This window comes from Streptomyces sp. NPDC086519, from assembly GCF_040686075.1.
In the GTDB taxonomy this organism is placed as follows: domain Bacteria; phylum Actinomycetota; class Actinomycetes; order Streptomycetales; family Streptomycetaceae; genus Streptomyces; species Streptomyces shenzhenensis.
The window spans coordinates 32823-48065 of sequence record NZ_JBFBJL010000067.1; the positions used below are offsets into that span (position 1 = coordinate 32823).

Below are 15243 nucleotides of genomic sequence, written 5' to 3' on the forward strand. Positions count from 1 at the left end.
CGTGACCGCACAGGAGTACTGGAACCACAACGTCCACTACCACCCCGTGGTGCTGGACGCGGTACCGGAAGGCTGTCGCGCCGCCCTGGACGTCGGCTGCGGCGACGGCCTGCTGGCCGCCGAGCTCGCGGCCAGGGCGGAGTCGGTGACCGGCGTGGACCGGTCGGCGGAGATGATCAGGCAGGCGCGTAAACGAGACGCCGGGAACGTCACCTTCCTGGAGGGTGACTACCTCGACGGCGCCCTCCTCGACGAGGGAGGTTACGACTTCGTCAGCGCGGTCGCCGTCATCCACCACGCCCCCTTCGACGACGCGATCGACCGGCTGGTGCGGCTGCTCGCGCCCGGCGGCCGGCTGGTCGTCGTCGGTCTGGCACACAACCACACCCTGCTTGACTGGGTCATCGGCTGCTGCGGGGTCCCCGCCGACCGGGTGAACGCGCGCCGGTTCGGCGGCAAGCGGGCTCCCGCCGACATGCCCGTCGAGGACCCGATCATGACCTGGCGAGAGGTCCGGCAGTCCACTGCGCACCTGCTCCCCGGCCGCCGGTACCGGCGCCGGCTGCTGTGGCGTTACACGCTGGTGTGGGACAAGCCGGGCGGAACGCGCGAAGGCGGTCCCTGACCGGGGTCAGGGACCGCCTTGTGCCGGGAAGCGCCGGGAAACCTACGCGCTGACCTTCTGCTTCACCTGGGCCAGTGACGGGTTCGTCAGCGTCGAGCCGTCAGCGAAGAGCACCGTGGGAACCGTCTGGTTTCCGCCATTCGCCTTCTCCACGAACGCGGCCGACTCCGGGTCCTGCTCGATGTTGATCTCGGTGTACGCGATGCCCTCGCGGTCCAGCTGGCTCTTCAGCCGGCGGCAGTAGCCGCACCACGTGGTGCTGTACATCGTCACAGTGCCCTGCATCTCGCTCGCACTCCTTCGGCAGGTCGGGGAAGGTCGTCCAGGGGAGGAACGTATGCGACCCGTCCGCCATTCCCGCGGCACGGGCGCCAGGCGACATCTGCCCCATCAGTACGACTGCGCGGGGTCGCCTGTGGACAACCGGCACGGCCGTCTCGGGCGACCTGGCAGCATGGCCATGTGACAGCAGCAACGCACTCCTCCCTCTTCCCGCCGGTACCGGACTCTGCCGACGCGGTGCTCGAAGGGCTCGACCCCGAGCAGCGCGCGGTGGCGACCGCGCTGCACGGTCCCGTGTGCGTGCTGGCCGGAGCCGGTACCGGCAAGACCAGGGCGATCACCCACCGGATCGCCTACGGAGTGCGGGCCGGCATCCTCCAGCCGTCCAGCGTGCTCGCCGTCACCTTCACCAACCGCGCCGCCGGGGAGATGCGCGGCCGGCTGCGCCAGCTCGGCGCGCAGGGGGTGCAGGCCCGCACCTTCCACTCGGCCGCGCTGCGCCAGCTCCAGTTCTTCTGGCCGAAAGCGGTCGGTGGCTCCCTGCCCCGGCTCGTCGACCGCAAGATCCAGCTCGTCGCCGACGCGGCCGCCGCCTGCCGTGTCCGCCTCGACCGGGGCGAGCTGCGGGACGTCACCGCCGAGATCGAATGGTCCAAGGTCACCCGGACCGTCCCCGCCGACTATCCGCTCGCCGTCGTGAAGGCCGGCCGGGAGGCCCCCCGCGACCCCGCCGAGATCGCCCAGCTCTACTCGGTCTACGAGGACCTCAAGCGCGACCGCGCGGTGATCGACTTCGAGGACGTCCTGCTGCTGACCGTCGGCATCCTCCAGGACCGGCACGACATCGCCGAACAGGTCCGCGCCCAGTACCAGCACTTCGTCGTCGACGAGTACCAGGACGTCAGCCCGCTCCAGCAGCGATTGCTGGAACTGTGGCTCGGCGACCGCGACAGCCTGTGTGTCGTCGGCGACGCCAGCCAGACGATCTACTCGTTCACAGGAGCAACCCCCGACCATCTGCTCGATTTCCGCACCCGCCACCCCGGGGCCACCGTCGTCAAGCTGGTCCGTGACTACCGCTCCACCCCCCAGGTCGTCCACCTGGCCAACGGCCTGCTGGCCCAGGCCCGTGGCCGAGCCGCCGACCACCGCCTGGAGCTGATCTCTCAGCGCCCCGCCGGACCCGAGCCCGTGTACACCGAGTACGCCGACGAGCCCGCCGAGGCCGAGGGTGCCGCCCGCCGCATCCGCGAGCTCGTCGACGCCGGGGTGCCGGCCGCCGAGATCGCCGTGCTGTTCCGCACCAACGCCCAGTCCGAGACGTACGAACAGGCCCTAGCGGATGCCGGGGTGCCCTACCAGCTGCGCGGTGCCGAGCGGTTCTTCGACCGGCCCGAGGTGCGCAAGGCGGGCGTCGCCCTGCGCGCCGCGGCCCGCTTCGGCGGCAACGACGCGCTGCTCGACGACACCGTCGACCTGCCCTCCCAGGTGCGCGCGGTTCTCTCCGGCGAGGGCTGGACCACCGAGCCCCCGGCCGGCTCGGGCGCGGTCCGGGAGCGCTGGGAGTCGCTGGCCGCCCTGGTCAACCTGGCCCACGACGTCGCCGCCGCCCGGCCCACCGCCACCCTCGCCGACTTCGTCGCCGAACTCGACGAGCGCGCGGGTGCCCAGCACGCCCCGACCGTCCAGGGTGTCACCCTCGCCTCCCTGCACTCGGCGAAGGGCCTGGAGTGGGACGTCGTCTTCCTGGTCGGCGTCGCCGAGGGCATGATGCCGATCACCTATGCGAAGACCGACGAACAGATCGAGGAGGAACGCCGTCTCCTGTACGTCGGAGTGACCCGAGCCAGGGAACGGCTCCATGTCTCCTGGTCCCTCTCCCGCACCCCCGGCGGCCGACCCGGCCGCAGGCCCAGCCGCTTCCTGGACGGTCTGCGCCCCGGCTCCACCGGCTCCACCGGCACCGTCGGCCGTGGTGGCGGCGCCGGCGGCGGAGGTGTCGAACGCGGCTTCACCGGCGGCCCCTCTCCCGCACCCCGGCGCACCCAGCGCACCCCCGCCCGCTGCCGGGTCTGCGGGCGCACGCTGACCGACGCCGGCGAGATGAAACTGATGCGCTGCGACGACTGCCCCTCCGACATGGACGAGGGCCTCTACGAGCGGCTGCGCGAATGGCGTGCGGACCAGGCTCGGCTCAGCGGCCAGCCGGCCTTCTGCGTCTTCACGGACAGAACCCTGATGGCCATCGCTGAGAGCGCTCCGGACGACGACCGCGAGCTGGCCCGCATCCCGGGTGTCGGGATGCGCAAGCTCAACCGCTACGGGGCCGATGTTCTGGCCATATGCGCAGGCCAAAAGCCCGTCGGCGAGGACGCGGGGGACTGATGCGAACTCGTCGAAAAAATAGTTTGCGCATGCCCCGGGAATCCCCATAGGTTCTAGGCACGGAAACGGCGGCCTTCTCGAAGGCCCGGTTCCGTGTTGTACTTGCATATCCGAGCGGATCGGCTCAACACCGGTCCCCTAGACGCCGAGAGGAGGCGAGTCCAGTGATCAGCATCGAGACCAACATCAGCGCGGCCAAAATGACCGATCTCTCGGCCGTCTCCGTGTGCATGCTCGGCGTCTCCAACCTGGGCACCGGTCTGTCCGGCATTCCTGCCGTGCGTCCGGCGTCCTCCGTTTCTCTCGCGGGTCTTCCCGTCCGTGAGCGCAACGAGCGACCGACCAAGGCACTGGAAGCAGTAGCGGCACAGGCGCAGGCCTATGCCTTTACGGCAGCCGGTGCCGCAAGCCGGAAGCAGGCGACGCAGCACCACCTGATGTGGGCCTTCCGTGGGCCAGAACCCTGGAGTGATCCAGCCTGATCGATCAGGCCGGCGCCTTCAGGGCCGCGGAACCCCATCCGGGATCCGCGGCCCTTCTGTTTGTCCCCTCACAGGGACAGACGGGCGAAGGGGCCTCGGGACAAGAGCAGAACCCGGTACCAGCCGCCAACCGGTCCAACCCGACCGGCACGACCAGACGAGGAAGAACAGCCGTGCAACTCGAAGCGCACGCCCCGTCCGTACCGCCTTCCGAAACGATCCCCCCGCCCGGCCTCACGGAGGACTCCACCTTGACCCCGCTCACCCCGCTCACCGCGCTCGACGACGCCATCGAGAACCTCGGCGTACCCGTCCCCTGCCGTTCCTACGACCCGGAGGTCTTCTTCGCCGAGTCGCCGGCGGACGTCGAGTACGCCAAGTCCCTCTGCCGCACCTGCCCGCTGATCGAGGCCTGCCTCGCCGGGGCCAAGGAGCGGCGTGAGCCCTGGGGCGTCTGGGGTGGCGAGCTGTTCGTCCAGGGTGTCGTCGTCGCCCGCAAGCGGCCGCGTGGCCGCCCGCGCAAGAACCCGGTCACGGCATGAACATCCACGGAACGATCGACCGCCCCCTCACGCACGACCCCAAGAAGCAGGCCCCGATGAAGCCGTCCACCAGCGAGCCCGCAGGCTCCGCGATCCCAGACTTCACCACCGCCGGTACCGCCACCGGCTCGCGTCAGAACAGGACCCGAGAGATGCAACTCATCCCAGAAGCCTTGGCTCGTGCGCATATGCACGAGCGACTGCACGAGGCCGAGCAGGAACGCCGGGCCGTGCGCCTGGCGACCGCTCGCCGGATGCAGCGCCGGGCCGAGCGCGCCTCGATGCGCGCCCGCCGTGCGCTCGCCATGGCCCTGATGCAGTGACCCAGTACACCTGAAGCGGTGGCCCTCCCGAACCCGGGAGGCGAAAGCTTCCCCGCGGGGGCCGGTCCGGCCGAACGGACCGGCCCCCGCGGTGCGTTGTGCCCTCGGATTCGCGCCGCGGAGTTATCGTCACCAGGTGACGAGTCTTCCCGGAGGCAGTGATCACGGCGGCTCCGCCATGGAGCCCCACCCGCTCGTGTGCGCCCGCTGCGGCGCCCCGGCCCACGTGGCCGACGGCCCCCCGCCCGCCACCTGGACCTGCTCCGTGGAGAACGGCGTCCGCCAGTTCTTCTGCGACACCTGCTCCAGGGACTACCTCAGAGCGATCGAGGGCAGGCTCGACTCGTCCTGGTGGTGAACACCGTCCCCTACTGCGCCTCCACGGCCTCCTCGTCCTCTTCGAGTTCCTCGGCCTCTTCGAATTCCGCGAATGCTTCGAGCTCGTCCGGCACGAACCCGGGCAGCCAAGCCTCCAGTTCCTCCCGCAACCGGACCGTCGCACCCAGCTGGCACAGCACGCCGATGGTGCTCAGGGTCACCCGGTGTATCAGAAGGTAGGCCGGCGGCAGGTTGAGCTGCTTGCCCAGCTGGTGGGCGGGGTTGCGGGGGTCGGCGATGCGGGCCGCCTGGCTGCGCATCCAGTTGCGGGTGAAGGTGAACTCGTCGACCTGGGCCGGTTCGATGATCGGCACCAGATAGTCCAGGACGGCGTCCGGGTCCAGCTCTATGGACTCCTTGACGAACCCCTCCTCGCGCAGCAGCTCGTAGACCGCCTCGGCGTCACCGTCCAGCGTCATCCGCAGTGAGTCGCCGATCGGGCTGGGCAGGCCGCCGGGGAGCCGGTCGACGGTGCCGAAGTCCAGCACGCCGAGGCGCCACTCCTCCTCGTCACCCGGCTCGCCGGGCAGCAGGCGGAAATTGCCGGGGTGCGGGTCGGCGTGCAGCAGGCCGGTGCGGGCCGGGCCCGAGAACAGGAAGCGGGCCAGGAGCTGGCCGGCCCGGTCGCGCTGCTCCTGCGTACCCTCCGAGATGATCTCGGAGAGCGGTATCCCGTCGATCCACTCCGTGACCAGGACCTGGTCGCACTGGTGCACCACCGCGGGGACCACCACATCGGGGTCGCCCGCGAACTCCTCCGCGTGCGCCGCCTGGGCCTGCGCCTCCAGGGAGTAGTCCAGCTCCTCGGAGACCCGGTCGCGCAGCTCCGCGATCAGCGGCTTGATGTCCATGCCGGGGATCAGCGGCCCCAGCAGGCGGGCGAAGCGGCTCAGTTGTCCCAGATCGGACAGCAGGGCCTCGCCGGCTCCCGGGTACTGCACCTTGACCGCCACCGCCCGGCCGTCCTGCCACACCGCCCGGTGCACCTGGCCGATCGAGGCCGCCGCCGAGGGCTTGTCCTCGAACTCCAGAAACAGCTCCCGCCAGTCCTCCCCGAGGCGCTCCGCGAGCACCGAGTGCACCGTGCGGGTCGGCATCGGCGGCGCGGCGTCCTGGAGTTTGGTGAGCGCCGCCCGGTAGGGGCCGGCGACCTCCTCCGGGAGGGCCGACTCGAAGACGGACAGGGCCTGCCCGAACTTCATGGCCCCGCCCTTCAACTCGCCCAGGACCTTGAACAGCTGCTCCGCGGTGCGCTGCTGCAGCTCCCGGCCGACGATCTCCGCGGACTCGCCCACGATGCGCTTGCCCAGACCCCAGGTCGCCCGGCCGGCGAAGCCGAGCGGGAGCGCGGCGAGCTTCGCGGTCCGGGTGACCGCCTTCCGGGGAAGATCAGACATGCGCCCTCCAAGTCCCAGTCGGCCGTGCCGCGTCCGCGTGTTCTCGTCGCTCCGCCGACGGCCGTTGCTCCACCATTGTCGCGTGTGGATCCCCGTTGGTTGAGGAGTGTTCCCTGTTAGCTTTCTCCGCCGCTCCGCACGGGCATGCGGGGTGCGGCCAAACCGGCCGGGCATGCCAGTGCAGAACCGGCACGGACGCCTCCCAGCGGACCCCCGTGCCGGACGGCGACTCGCCGTCGAGGAAGGCCAGGGCGTGCGCGGCGGCCAGCCCGGCCACGGCCGCCGCCAGCGTCAGATCGCAGGCGCCCACCCGGCGGGCCTGCCCGGACCGCCACTGGGCGATCAGGCGCGGCCAGGCCGGATCCCGGTCCGTGCGGTGCTCGTGCAGACAGCGGGCGCAGCCCGTGCCGCCGGGCAGGACGAGGGGGCCGACCACACCCGTCCCCTCCACGACACCTGTGTAGAGATGCGGGGTCCCCGAGGCCATCAGCGGTTCGGCGGCGCGCGCGTCCGGGGCGTGCACCAGCACGTCGTCGCGCGGGGCGATGACCACCAGCGCGAGGCCGGGCTCCTGCGCCGAAGGAGCCGGGTGACGGGGCGGGCGGTCCGGGGCCGCCCGGCGGACGACTCTGCGCGCGGCCTCGTCGCGGCGCTCGCCGACCGCCTCTGCCGGCAGCCCGCCCGGCGCCACGTCCCACGGCTGGACCCGGCCCACGTCCCGGACGTCGACCTCGCCGACGCCCGCGCCCGACAGCAGCGCGGCCAGCGTGACACCCACCCGGCCGGCGCCCTGTACCTGCACCCGCAGTGTCTGCCGGGCCGCCAGCCGGCCGATCGCGCCGCCCGGCTCCGCGGTGGTCAGCGAGAGCGAGGCGAGATCGGGGCGCAGTCGCTCCAGCACCTCCTTCTTCTCGCGCAACGCCTGCGCCGCCGGCCCGCCGCCGCGTGCGTCGTCGACGAGCCCGGCCCGGGACAGCCGCTCCACCAGGGCGTCGACATGCCCGTCCGGCAGGTCCATGCGGCTCCCCTCCTCGCGCAGCAGCGCGAGCCCCCGGGCGCCGTTGAGCAGGTCCAGGAAGCTTCCGGTCGCCGTGTCCATCGGCCCCAGTGTCATCGCGTGCGCGGGAGTCATCCCGAACTGCACGGTGTTGAGATCCCGCCAGCCGCGCCGCAGCGCGGGCTTCACCAACGGATGCATGACAGGCCCCCGTAGTCGTCGAAAGGTCACAGAACATCCCCGTGTGCCGGTGGAGCCGGTCACGCTCCGTCGACGAGTGCCAGCATGCCCGGCCCGCCGGGTGGCCGCCGAAAGTTGTCCACAGGCGGTGGGTGTTCGTCGCACAAATCAAACGCACGGTGGGGGATCGGCATCGAACCGTCCCGGACCCGGGACTTCCCCCGTGTGCAGCGGGTAACGTCGGGGCGTGCCCGCCGACCCACTGCACCGCGCCGGAAAGCCACAGCGCAGCACGACGAGCCAGCCGCCCAGCGGCTTGGGGGCGAGCGCGATCGAGGTTCGCAGAAGCGCCCGGCGCCGCCGGACCGTTTCCGCGTACCGCGAGGGCGACCGCACCGTCGTGCTGATCCCCGCCCGGATGTCCGAGGCGGAGGAGAAACGCTGGGTGACCGTCATGCTCAACAAACTCGCTGCCCAGGAGAGCAGGCGAGTGCTGGGCGACGCCGAACTGGCCGAGCGCGCCGAGCGGCTGTCGGCCCAGTACTTCGGCGGCCGGGCCCGCCCCGTCTCGGTGCGCTGGGTCACCAACCAGAACACCCGCTGGGGCTCGTGCACCCCGTCCGAGGGCAGCATCCGCCTCTCGCACCGGCTCCAGGGCATGCCCGAGTACGTCGTCGACTACGTGCTCTGCCATGAACTCGCGCATCTGCTGGTGCCGGGGCACGGCCCCCGGTTCTGGCGGTTGCTGGAGGCGTATCCGCGGACCGAGCGGGCCCGCGGCTACCTAGAAGGGGTGGTCGCGGCCGACCGGCTGCCCCATGTGCCGGGCGCGCCCGATGAGTGACACATCCCGGGAGCGCTCCCTTCGGGGTCGCTGAGCGCGGTTGTGTACCGGGTCTGTACCGACTTCTTCCGATGTCCGAGTTAGCCGTTAGCCTGGCGCGACGCACTCGCATTCGGGATGGGGGACGGTCGTAACGCATGGCCAGGGAATTCCAACGCGGCCACAAGGCCAGGATCAGTGACCTCACGCCGGGCACGGATCTGTACGTAGGCGTGCAGATCTCCGGCCCCGGGCTGACCTTCGACATCAGCTGCTTCGGGCTCGACGCCGACGAACGGCTGTCGGACGACCGGTACTTCATCTTCTTCAACCAGCCGAAGTCTCCCGAGGAGTCCGTCCAGCTGCTCGGTGCGCAGGCGGGCGACACGGAGTCCTTCCGGGTCACGCTGGACCGGATCCCACCGCAGATCCAGAAGCTGGCGTTCACCGCGACCATCGACGGCGCCGGGCAGATGTCGCAGGTCGGGCCCGGGTACCTCCGGATCGTCGCGGGCGGCGAGGAGGTGGCCCGGTACTCCTTCAACGGCTCGGAGTTCTCCACCGAGCGCGCCGTGATGCTCGGCGACTTCTACCTGAAGGACGTGTGGCGCTTCGCCGCCGTCGGTCAGGGCTTCGACGGCGGTCTGGAGGCGCTGCTGAAGAACTTCGGCGGCGAGGTGCTGGAGGAGGAGGAGGCGCCCGCCGCGCCGGAGCCCCAGCAACCGCAGAGCGGGGCCGCGCCCGGCTTCGCGCCGCCCGCGTTCGCCGCCCCGCCGGCCCCGGCCCCCGCGCCGCAGGGCTTCACCCCGCCTCCGGCTCCGGCCCCCGCGCCGCAGGGCTTCACCCCGCCCCCGGCCCCGGCCCCTGCGTCGGCCCCGAACGTGCACGCCGCGCCCACCGTCATCGCCCCGCTCGCCCCGGGCACCGTGCCGCCCCCGGCCCCGGCGCCCGCGCCCTACGGCCAGCCGCCCGCCCCGCCGTCCCCGGGCGCGCCCATGCCGCCCGGCTACGGTCAGCCTCCGGCGCCGCCGCAGGCCCCCGCCCCGCCGCCCGGATACCCCCAGGCGCCGACCCCGCCCCCGGGCTACGGCCAGCAGCCGCCGTTCGGACAGGTCCCCGGCCAGCAGACCTACGCGGTTCCGCAGGGCGCTCCCCAGGGCGGTGCCGGTGTGGGTGCCGCACTGCAGAAGTTCAAGGAGACGCCCACCGGGCAGCGCTGGACTCCCCAGAACAGCAAGCTGATCCGCGCCGACCTCGGCATGGGCGGCCAGCCGGTACTGGCCCGGCAGGGCAGCATGGTGCTCTACCAGGGCAAGGTCGACTTCAGCTACAAGGGCGCCGGATTCGTCGGCCGGATCGTGGGCAACGCCACCGGCCAGGAGATGCAGCTGATGCGCTGCACCGGCAACGGCCAGGTGTTCTTCGCCGAGAACTCCGCCCATCTGCACCCCATCGAGCTCCAGGGCGACGCGATCTGTGTCTCGGCCGAGAGCGTCCTCGCCTTCGACGAGGGCCTCCAGTACGAGGTCCGCCGGATCGAGGGCCACGGCATCCCCGGCGGCGCGCTCTTCACGATGCAGTTCCAGGGCACCGGCACCATCGTCGTCAAGACGCACGGCACGCCCGTCGTGCTGCCCGTGACCCCGACGACCTTCGCCGACTGCAACGCGATCGTCGCCTGGTCGGCCGCCTCCCAGGTGATCGTCTCCAGCCAGGTGCGGATGCGCCGCAACGCCTATCCGGGCGACACCGGCGAGAGCGTCAACCTGCAGTTCCGGGGCGCCCCCGGCAACTTCATCGTCGTCCAGCCGTACGAGGTCTGAGGGAGCCCGTCATGAACCAGCCGCTCGCGGGCTATGCCCCCGCACCCGTCACCGCCCGCATGGACAACCACGGCGACCACATGCTCAAGGTCGCCATGCAGACCGGGAACGACCTCCTCGCGCGCGTGGGCTCGATGGTCGCCTACGAGGGCTTCGTCCAGTACGAGCCCAACCCGCCGGCCGTGCGCCAGATCGCCCGGGACTGGGTGACCGGTGAGGGCGCGCCTTTGATGAAGTGCTCCGGCGACGGCCTGCTCTACCTCGCCGACTACGGCGCGAACGTCGTCGTGATCAACCTCAACGGCGACGGCATCTCCGTCAACGCCACCAACCTGCTGGCCTTCGACGCCCATCTGACGTGGGGCGTGGAGCGGGTCAAGGGGCTCGCGAAGTTCGCCGGTCAGGGCCTGTGGAACACCAAGATCTCCGGGCAGGGCTGGGTCGCGCTGACCTCCCGGGGCAAGCCGATCGTCGTCGACTGCGGAGGCGGCGAGGACGAGACGTACGTCGACCCGGACGCACTGGTCGCCTGGTCCCCGAACCTCAAGGTGAAGGGCAAGCGCAGCTTCAAGGCACAGTCGCTGATCGGCCGGGGCAGCGGCGAGGCCTACCAGATGGCCTTCTCCGGTCAGGGCATCGTCGTCGTCCAGCCCAGCGAGGACAGTACCGACCGCCTCCGGTTCCGGGGCTGAGGGGGAGTCAGGAAACCATGCAGAGCCCGCTTTTCGCCTTCAACGACTCCCAGGCCCGGGACCGCTACAGCCTGCAGAACAAGCAGATGCTGCGGGTCGTCCTGGAGGGCCACGACGACGTCCTCGCCCGCAAGGGCACCATGGTCGCCTACCAGGGGCTCGTCGAGTTCGACGCCGAGTACACGAACAACCAGCAGGCACGCGCGCGTGCGCACACCGGCGAGGGCCTGGACCTGATGCGCTGCCACGGGCAGGGCACGGTCTACTTCGCCAACCTCGCCCAGCACATCCACGTGCTGGACGTCGAGCAGGACGGCCTGACCGTGGACAGCGGCTACGTCCTCGCCATGGACTCCTCGCTGCACTACGAGGTCGTCGCCGTCGACAGCCTCTACGGCATCTCCGGGTCCGGGAAGTACCAGCTCAACATCACCGGACGCGGCAAGGTCGCCCTGATGACCTCGGGCGCGCCGCTGCTGATGCAGGTCACGCCCGACCGCTACGTCAACTGCGACGCCGACGCGATCGTCGCCTGGTCCACCGGGCTGCGCGTCCAGATGCAGGCCCAGACGCATTCCTCGGGCGTGTGGCGGCGCCGGGGCAGCACGGGGGAGGGCTGGGAGCTGAGTTTCATGGGAAGTGGCTTCGCGTTGGTCCAGCCGAGTGAACTGCTGCCGCCGCAGCACGCCCAGATCGGCCAGGGCATCGCCGCCCAGTTCGGGATGGGCCAGCAGGGCGCGCGCGGGATGAACCAGGGCAACGTCTGGAGCTGAAGGCCGGGAAGGCCCGCAAAGTAAGGGGCGCCCGCCACTGGCGGGCGCCCCTTACACATGCGTCGGCAGCTTGAAAAGCTCCAGGTCAGAGCCGCGCGCGAGTCTCTTCCAGCAGCCGTACGACCGAGTCGTCGGCGACTTCCGATACCTCGTCGTAGGCAAACCAGCGCAGGTCGAGGGACTCGTCGCTGATCGCGTGGGCGGCGCCCCGCGGGGCGAGGGCCGCGTACTGGACGTCGAAGTGCCAGTGGCACGGCGCCGGGATCGCGTGCCGGTCCAGGCGGACCGGACCGCCCGGCAGCAGCGTCAGCCCGGGGATGCCGGACTCCTCGGTCGCCTCCCGCAGCGCCGCCGCCGCCAGGGTGGCGTCGACCGGCTCGCAGTGGCCGCCCATCTGCAGCCACATCCGCAGCTTCCGGTGCAGGGTCAGCAGCACCCGGCCGCGCTCCGGATCGACGACCAGGGCGCTGGCCGTGACGTGGCCGGCGTGACAGGCCTTCCAGATGCCGTCCGGGTGCGCCGCGAGGTGGTCCAGGTACGCCTGGCGCAGCTCGTCCTGGCCCTCGTGCCCCTTGAGAACGAGGACCGCGTCGTCGTACAGGCTCACTCGGTGTCGTCGCCCTTTTCCTGGTCACCGGCTTCCCGGGCGTCCTTCTTGTGCAGGTCGGGCTCCTGCGCGGCCTCGCCGAGCATCTTGTCCAGCTCGGAGAAGTCCAGCTGCTCGCGGTGCACGAAGCCGTCCGGGTCGTCCAGGTCGCTCGCCGTCGGCAGCATGTCCGGGTGCGCCCAGAGGGCGTCACGGCCGTCGACACCGCGCGCGTCCGTGAGCGAGGCCCACAGCCGGGAGGCGTCGCGCAGGCGGCGCGGGCGCAGCTCCAGGCCGATCAGCGTGGCGAAGGTCTGCTCCGCGGGGCCGCCGGTGGCCCGGCGGCGGCGCAGGGTCTCGCGCAGCGCGTCGGCGGACGACAGACGCGGTTTCGCGGCCGCGTGGACCACCGCGTCCACCCAGCCCTCGACGAGCGCCAGAGCCGTTTCCAGACGGGCCAGGGCGGCCTTCTGCTCGGGCGTGTCCTCGGGCTGGAACATGCCCTGCTGGAGCGCGTCCTGAAGCTGCTCGGGGTTCTGCGGGTCGAACTGGCCGACCACGTCCTCCAGCTTGGCCGTGTCGACCTTGATGCCGCGCGCGTACCCGTCGACCGCGCCGAACAGGTGCGAGCGCAGCCACGGCACGTGCGCGAACAGCCGCTGGTGGGCCGCCTCCCGCAGCGCCAGGTAGAGCCGCACCTCCTCCTTCGGCACGCCGAGGTCCTTGCCGAACGCCTCGACGTTCACCGGGAGCAGCGCGGCCTTGCCGGCCGGGCTCAGCGGCAGGCCGATGTCGGTCGAACCGACGACCTCGCCCGCGAGCACACCGACGGCCTGCCCGATCTGGGTGCCGAACATGGCGCCGCCCATCGAGCGCATCATGCCGATCAGCGGGCCCGCCATGGCCTGCATCTCCTCCGGCAGGACGTCGCCCATCGCGGCGCCGACCCGCTCGGCGACCGGGTCGACCAGCTCCTGCCAGGCGGGCAGCGTCGCCTCGACCCACTCCGCGCGCGACCACGCCACGGCCGAACCGGAACCGGACGGCAGCGACGTGGCGTCGTCCAGCCACAGGTCGGCCAGGCGGACGGCCTCCTGGACAGCGGTGCGCTCGGCGGGACCGACGCTCGTGTCCTTGACGCCGTCCGAGGTGCCCTGGGAGACCGTCTGGCGGGCGATCTGCTTGGCCATGTCCCAGTTCACCGGGCCGCCCTCGTACGAGAGCATCTGGCCCAGCTGCTGGAAGGCCGCGCCCAGGTCGGTCGGGTTCAGCGACCCGAACATGGCAGCGAACGGATTGTCTGCGCCGGGGCCGCCGAAGCCGCCGGCTCCGGGCGTGCCGAAACCGAACGGATTGGCCGGTCCCTGCCCACCACCGCTCTGCTGGTCCTTCTTCTTGCCCTCGTCGCCGTCTTCCGGCTCCTCCGGCGGAAGGCCGAAACCGAATGGGGTGTCACTCACGGGAATCCTCGGCTGGTAAGGCCACCGGTCTGCTCCGGCGGCGCGGCTGCCCGACAACACCACCCAGCGTAGACACCCCGACCCGATCGGGCCTCGGTGCTTCGCCGACAGTCGGCCTGCGGCAGGATGGATGCCACCTGGTACGTACGCGTCACTCACGCCCGTACTGAAGACAACCGCTGGAGACGCCCGGTGAGTTCCCCAGATCCGCAGGTTCGCGCAGCGCGAAACCACTCAGCCCACCCGTCGCCCGGCCGCCACCCCTCAACGACGGCGCTTCGCGCCGGCGAGGCGACTGCGGTGCGCGGGCCCGTCGTCGCCGTGACCGGCGCCGCGACCGGGGTCGGCGCGCTGCTCACCGAGCGGCTGGCCGCGTCCGCGGAGATCAAGCAGGTCATCGCCATCGACGAGCGGCGCGGGGAGTGCGCGGACGCCCACTGGCACATCCTCGACGTACGGGATCCGGCCATCGCCGACAAGCTGCGCGGGGCCGACGTGGTGGTGCATCTCGCGCTCGACCTGGATCTGGAGACCGATCCGGCGGCGCGCACCGCCTACAACGTGCGCGGGACACAGACCGTGCTGACCGCGGCGGCCGCGGCCGGCGTGCACCGCGCGGTGCTGTGCACCTCCGCGATGGTCTACGGCGCGCTGCCGGACAACGAGTTGCCGTTGTCCGAGGACGCGGAGCTGCGGGCCACCGCCGAGGCCACCGGCGTGGGCGACCTGCTGGAGATCGAGCGGCTCGCGCGCCGGGCGCCTCGCGCGCACCCCGGGCTCAATGTCACCGTCGTGCGCCCCGCGGTGCTGGTCGGCGGCACCGACACCGCGCTGACCAGGTATTTCGAGTCGCCTCGGCTGCTTGTCGTCGCCGGGTCGCGGCCCGCCTGGCAGTTCTGCCACGTCGAGGATCTGTGCAGTGCGCTGGAGTACGCCGTCCTGGAGAAGGTGGACGGGGAACTCGCCGTCGGGTGTGACGGGTGGCTGGAGCAGGAGGAGGTCGAGGAACTCAGCGGGGTGCGGCGGATGGAGCTGCCGTCGGCGGTGGCGCTGGGGGCCGCGGCTCGGCTGCACCGGATCGGTCTGACGCCGTCGCCGGCCGGGGATCTCGCGTACACGATGTATCCGTGGGTGGTGAGCGGGAGCCGGCTGCATGACGCCGGGTGGCGGCCGGGGTGGACGAACGAGGAGGTGCTGGCCGAGTTGCTGGAGGAGGTGGCTGGGCGGCACACGGTGGTGGGGCGGCGGCTGGGGCGTAAGGATGCGACGGCCGCGGGGGCTGCGGGGGCGACGGTGGCGTTGCTGGGGGCGGCGGCTGTGGTGCGGCGGGCGCGGAAGGCTCGGCGGCGGATCTGAGGGCGGGTTCTCGCCCCCGCCGCCCCTACCCGTCCCGTCCTCCAGGGGTGGGCCCCCTTCGACCGCCCGGTTCGGGGGCTGCCGCCCCCGGACCCCCGCTTCGGCCTGAACGGCCTCGTCCTCAAACGCCGGACGGGCT

The 15243-nt window shown here is 71.7% G+C and carries 16 protein-coding genes; 11 read left to right on the plus strand and 5 right to left on the minus strand.

The features are described 5' to 3' along the window. Position 1: 1 nt before the first annotated feature. Positions 2 to 625 carry a class I SAM-dependent methyltransferase gene (locus AB0P24_RS39440; protein ID WP_365802744.1) on the plus strand — a complete coding sequence of 208 codons (624 nt, stop codon included), beginning with the start codon at positions 2 to 4 and terminating at the stop codon, positions 623 to 625. Positions 626 to 667: 42 nt separating this feature from the next. Here the strand turns inward: AB0P24_RS39440 and AB0P24_RS39445 are convergent, their stop codons facing one another. After that, on the minus strand, positions 668 to 910 hold the full coding sequence (locus AB0P24_RS39445; protein ID WP_234542942.1) for a mycoredoxin: 243 nt from the start codon (positions 908 to 910) through the stop codon (positions 668 to 670). 177 nt (positions 911 to 1087) lie between these two features. Here AB0P24_RS39445 and AB0P24_RS39450 point away from each other — a divergent pair, with 177 nt between their 5' ends. The 5 genes from AB0P24_RS39450 (at position 1088) to AB0P24_RS39470 (ending at position 4997) form a co-directional block, all read left to right on the plus strand. Next, complete coding sequence (locus AB0P24_RS39450) at positions 1088 to 3292, plus strand: ATP-dependent DNA helicase UvrD2 (RefSeq protein ID WP_365802746.1); 2205 nt, start codon at positions 1088 to 1090, stop codon at positions 3290 to 3292. 164 nt (positions 3293 to 3456) lie between these two features. Beyond that, positions 3457 to 3774, plus strand: a complete 318-nt coding sequence (locus AB0P24_RS39455; protein ID WP_365802748.1) for a hypothetical protein — start codon at positions 3457 to 3459, stop codon at positions 3772 to 3774. A 173-nt stretch (positions 3775 to 3947) separates the two neighbouring features. Further along, a complete protein-coding gene (locus AB0P24_RS39460) occupies positions 3948 to 4316 on the plus strand; it encodes a WhiB family transcriptional regulator (protein WP_361772473.1) in 369 nt (122 codons plus the stop codon). Continuing rightward, the gene (locus AB0P24_RS39465) at positions 4313 to 4639 is read left to right on the plus strand and encodes a hypothetical protein (protein WP_365706307.1); all 327 of its coding nucleotides are present in this window, start codon (positions 4313 to 4315) and stop codon (positions 4637 to 4639) included. Before AB0P24_RS39460 ends, AB0P24_RS39465 begins: the two co-directional genes overlap by 4 nt. A 136-nt stretch (positions 4640 to 4775) precedes the next feature. After that, entirely contained in the window at positions 4776 to 4997 is a 222-nt protein-coding gene (locus tag AB0P24_RS39470) for a hypothetical protein (protein WP_365802751.1), read from the plus strand. Between the two features lie 10 nt (positions 4998 to 5007). Here AB0P24_RS39470 and AB0P24_RS39475 read toward each other — a convergent pair whose 3' ends face one another. Both AB0P24_RS39475 and AB0P24_RS39480 read right to left on the minus strand, forming a co-directional pair. After that, positions 5008 to 6414 carry an AarF/ABC1/UbiB kinase family protein gene (locus AB0P24_RS39475; protein ID WP_365802753.1) on the minus strand — a complete coding sequence of 469 codons (1407 nt, stop codon included), beginning with the start codon at positions 6412 to 6414 and terminating at the stop codon, positions 5008 to 5010. After that, positions 6407 to 7612, minus strand: a complete 1206-nt coding sequence (locus tag AB0P24_RS39480) for a TOMM precursor leader peptide-binding protein (RefSeq protein ID WP_365802755.1) — start codon at positions 7610 to 7612, stop codon at positions 6407 to 6409. The genes AB0P24_RS39475 and AB0P24_RS39480 overlap by 8 nt, the downstream gene beginning before the upstream one ends. Before the next feature lie 226 nt (positions 7613 to 7838). Between AB0P24_RS39480 and AB0P24_RS39485 the strand changes: the two genes are divergently transcribed. From AB0P24_RS39485 to AB0P24_RS39500, 4 genes are all read left to right on the plus strand, one after another. Then, complete coding sequence (locus tag AB0P24_RS39485) at positions 7839 to 8435, plus strand: M48 family metallopeptidase (RefSeq protein WP_365802757.1); 597 nt, start codon at positions 7839 to 7841, stop codon at positions 8433 to 8435. 137 nt (positions 8436 to 8572) lie between these two features. Beyond that, positions 8573 to 10237 carry a TerD family protein gene (locus AB0P24_RS39490; RefSeq protein WP_365802759.1) on the plus strand — a complete coding sequence of 555 codons (1665 nt, stop codon included), beginning with the start codon at positions 8573 to 8575 and terminating at the stop codon, positions 10235 to 10237. An 11-nt stretch (positions 10238 to 10248) separates the two neighbouring features. Beyond that, a complete protein-coding gene (locus AB0P24_RS39495) occupies positions 10249 to 10929 on the plus strand; it encodes an AIM24 family protein (protein WP_355715823.1) in 681 nt (226 codons plus the stop codon). Between the two features lie 17 nt (positions 10930 to 10946). After that, entirely contained in the window at positions 10947 to 11702 is a 756-nt protein-coding gene (locus AB0P24_RS39500) for an AIM24 family protein (protein WP_365802761.1), read from the plus strand. 85 nt (positions 11703 to 11787) lie between these two features. On the opposite strand, the gene AB0P24_RS39505 is transcribed toward AB0P24_RS39500, so the two are convergent. Together AB0P24_RS39505 and AB0P24_RS39510 are read right to left on the minus strand one after the other, a co-directional pair. After that, complete coding sequence (locus tag AB0P24_RS39505) at positions 11788 to 12309, minus strand: NUDIX hydrolase (protein ID WP_365802763.1); 522 nt, start codon at positions 12307 to 12309, stop codon at positions 11788 to 11790. Next, complete coding sequence (locus AB0P24_RS39510; RefSeq protein ID WP_365802765.1) at positions 12306 to 13748, minus strand: zinc-dependent metalloprotease; 1443 nt, start codon at positions 13746 to 13748, stop codon at positions 12306 to 12308. The genes AB0P24_RS39505 and AB0P24_RS39510 overlap by 4 nt, the downstream gene beginning before the upstream one ends. Before the next feature lie 192 nt (positions 13749 to 13940). Here AB0P24_RS39510 and AB0P24_RS39515 point away from each other — a divergent pair, with 192 nt between their 5' ends. Beyond that, positions 13941 to 15104, plus strand: coding sequence for an SDR family oxidoreductase (locus AB0P24_RS39515; protein WP_365802767.1), 1164 nt, complete (start codon positions 13941 to 13943; stop codon positions 15102 to 15104). Positions 15105 to 15243: the final 139 nt, after the last annotated feature.